The organism is Flagellimonas baculiformis (assembly GCF_033441575.1).
Classification (GTDB): Bacteria; Bacteroidota; Bacteroidia; order Flavobacteriales; family Flavobacteriaceae; genus Flagellimonas; species Flagellimonas baculiformis.
Map to the genome: position 1 here is coordinate 1 of NZ_JAUZVW010000033.1, position 3,516 is coordinate 3,516.

At 48.6% G+C, this 3,516-nt stretch carries 3 protein-coding genes; all 3 read left to right on the forward strand.

What is annotated here, in order from left to right:
• The first annotated feature begins 150 nt into the window (after positions 1-150).
• Genes SD450_RS19460 through SD450_RS19470 form a run of 3 tightly spaced genes read left to right on the forward strand, consistent with a single transcriptional unit; the run spans position 151 to position 3,407 of the window.
• The gene (locus tag SD450_RS19460) at positions 151-1,383 is read left to right on the forward strand and encodes a site-specific integrase (RefSeq protein WP_119648326.1); all 1,233 of its coding nucleotides are present in this window, start codon (positions 151-153) and stop codon (positions 1,381-1,383) included.
• Positions 1,352-2,392, forward strand: a complete 1,041-nt coding sequence (locus SD450_RS19465) for a tyrosine-type recombinase/integrase (protein WP_318346006.1) — start codon at positions 1,352-1,354, stop codon at positions 2,390-2,392. The genes SD450_RS19460 and SD450_RS19465 overlap by 32 nt, the downstream gene beginning before the upstream one ends.
• Complete coding sequence (locus tag SD450_RS19470) at positions 2,376-3,407, forward strand: tyrosine-type recombinase/integrase (protein ID WP_119648324.1); 1,032 nt, start codon at positions 2,376-2,378, stop codon at positions 3,405-3,407. The genes SD450_RS19465 and SD450_RS19470 overlap by 17 nt, the downstream gene beginning before the upstream one ends.
• Positions 3,408-3,516: the final 109 nt, after the last annotated feature.

Genomic DNA, 3,516 nt, shown 5'->3' on the forward strand with positions numbered 1-3,516 from the left:
TTCTTATCCAAGGTAAATCGTTATCCAAAGTTCTTGATAGGTACTCTTCATAAATACCTGTAAACCAATATTACTTTTGATAATACTATCGTGATAACGTTTGTTATTTTCAAATGAATGCAATGTCGCATTTACCTAAAGAAATAACAAATGGACACAGAAAAAGAAATCGGATTTCTGATCAAAGAATGTGCAGACCACCTAAGGAAGGAAGGCTACAGTGAACCACGGATCAAGGATTACCATCGCTTATGGCGGGATGGAATCCGGGAGTACATGCACAGGAACTCCCTGCCAAATTACAGTAAGGCCATCGGCGAGGACTTTTTGGACGGCATGCCGATAATGAGCGCTTCCCACATGCGTGCGATCCGTCGCAGCGTACACGTGCTGGATGATTTTCTTCTATATGGGAAAATCAGGAAAAGAATCGTACAATACGTAAACCACGAACTGCCCGGTGAGCTGGGAAAAGTTGCATTGGAGTTTATAGCGTCCCAGGAAAAACTCCGGCGCAGCAAACTCACCGTCAATGAGCATCGGCGTATTTTAAGTTATTTTATAGCCCATCTTACATTAAGGTCGGTAGACCATGTTTCCGATATTGGCGAGGACGACGTCCTTACGTTCATATCGTCCGCCCAGAACTGTAAGGACAAGTATCTCAATACCGTCCGTCTGTTCTGCCGTTTCCTGTACCAACGGAAGTACATCGGCAGAAACGTGGAATACGTCATCGGAAGAAACAATTATCCAGTGCGTGAAAAACTGCCCTCGGTATACGATGCCGACGAGATAGGGCTCATCGAGAATACTGTGGAACGCTCCAGTCCGGTGGGCAAGCGCGACTATGCGATGCTCCTTCTGGCCACTAGGCTCGGCCTGCGCTCTTCGGATATAGCGGGACTTACCTTCGGGAACCTGGATTGGCAGCGGAACCTCATATGCCTGGCCCAGTACAAGACAAAGAAAATAGTGGAACTGCCGCTCCTGGCCGAAGTAGGGGAAGCCATTATCGATTACCTGCGGTATGGCAGGTCCCTTTCCGATCTACAGCAGGTGTTCCTGACCGCTACCGCTCCCTATCGTCCTGTCAACAGAATGGTCATCAACGGAGCGGTAAGCAGAACGATAAGTGCATCCGGTGTCGATCTCAAAGGGCGAAAGTTCGGCCCCCACGCCATGCGCCATACCTTGGCAAGCCGATTATTGAACAACGGAACTTCGCTGCCGGTCATTTCCGAAACACTTGGGCATTCCGATACGCAGGCGACCATGAACTATCTGCGCATAGATATGGACAACCTGATGCGCTGCGCACTTGACGTGCCCTTGGTATCCACAAATTTTTATGAGCAGAAAGGAGGTGTTTTTTATGGATAGGCAATTTAAATACCGGAGCGTGTTCTCCCCTTACTTCGAGAGTTTTATGAAGATGAAGGACGCCATGGGGTACGGGCTCAACAAATTCGGGTATACATTCTTGGAACTTGATAGGTTCTTCTTGGAAACCGGGGCCACCGACACCTATATAACCAGTAGGCAGATTGCGGCATGGAGGGCGACCCGTTCAAACGACGGGGCCAGAACGCTGTACGAAAAGTACTCCGTCCTGTCCCAGTTCTGCCGGTATATGTGCCACCTTGGCCATGAATGCTACGTCCCGCGGATGCCCAAGAGAAAAGAGATAGACTTCATGCCGTATGTCTTCACCCATGAACAGATGGGAAGTATCTTCAGGGAATGTGACGGACTGGCCATATCGAACTGCAGCAATATGAGCACGGCCCTGGTCGCCATACCCGCCCTGATACGCTTACTCTACAGTACCGGGGCGAGAATTGGCGAAGCTTTGGCCATCAGGAACATGGATATCGATTACGCGCACGACCGGATTATCATAACGGAAACAAAAAACAAGATGCAGCGCATGGTACCCATAAATCCGTCCCTCAAGGAAGTAATGAAGCAGTACGAAAGTTATAGGGATCGCATGCCCGTCGAAGGCCTTGCGAACAGGGAGCGTTCTTTCTTTGTGACGGCCAATGGAAGGCCGTTTGCAAGAGGCACCGCATACAGCTGGTTCAAAAAGGTGCTTAAACAGTGCGGCATACCGCATATAGGGAAGCAACAAGGCCCGCGTGTTCATGACATCCGGCACACCTGTGCCGTCCACTCCCTTGAAAAAATGGTAAAAAGCGGAGCGGATATTTATTGCGCGCTTCCGATTCTCTCAACCTTTCTGGGGCACAAGACGATAGCGGGAACTGAAAAATATGTAAGGATGACACGGGAAATCCATCCGGACATCATTGATAAGGAAAATGTCCTTACCTCATTTGTGTTCCCCATCAAAACCGAAACAGATATCGATTATGGAAACGACTACTGATTTTGCAAAACACCTGACAAGGTTCTTTAACGAATATCTCGTCGGGGAAAGGGGGGCCAGCCCCCATACGATAAGATCTTACGGCAACACCTTTACCCTCGTGCTCGACTATATGGACAAGGTCGGAGGGACCGCGGCCGACAGGTTGACCCTGGACCACTTTAAAAGGGAAACCGTTCTCGGCTTTCTTGATTGGCTCCAGCAAAAACGTATGTGTGCCAACTCCACCAGAAACCAGCGATTGGCCGCCCTGCATTCATTTTTTGCATATATGCAATATGAAGATGTCAAACGCCTTGGGCAATGGCAGAGCATCCTGTCCATCAAGGTCAAGAAACAGGAAAGAAGAAGTACCGTCAATTACCTGACCGTTGACGGGATCAAACTTCTGCTGGAACGGATACCCGCAAACACCGGAACGGGACGGAGGAACCTAGCATTGCTGGCACTGCTTTATGACAGTGGGGCAAGGGTAAATGAACTAATAGAACTGACCCCTTCGTCCCTTAACCTGAACAGGCCATGTTATGTCACCCTTTTGGGTAAAGGCGGCAAAAAAAGAATGGTCCCGTTGCAGAACGAACAGGTAAACCTGCTGCAGTCCTATTTGAGGGAAAACCGTCTTGATGACCCGGCGAACAACCGTCGGCCGTTGTTTGCCAACAATCGGGGCGGAAAACTGACCAACTCGGGAGTGGCCTATATCCTAAATCTTTATGCCAGGGATGCGCGTTCGCTCAGACCTGACCTAATCCCCGAAAAAATCAGTCCGCATACCCTGCGCCATAGCAAGGCAATGCACCTTTTGCAATCCGGTGTAAATCTGGTATACATACGTGATATCCTGGGACACGTGTCCATACAGACCACGGAAATCTATGCAAGGGCCGATTCAAGGCAAAAACGTGAGGCATTGGAGGCCGCATATATTGCCGTTATACCTGCTCAAGGGAAGATAGGATCTTGGGAAAGGGACTCGAAACTTAAGGAATGGCTTAAGAACTTCACCAAATAATCAATATCGTTATCCGAAGCTGTTTCAAAAAGTATACTGGTTAATATTCTTATTGCCAATTACTTATGTAAACCCACTTTGGATAACGATTTACTTTGGATAACTAAAC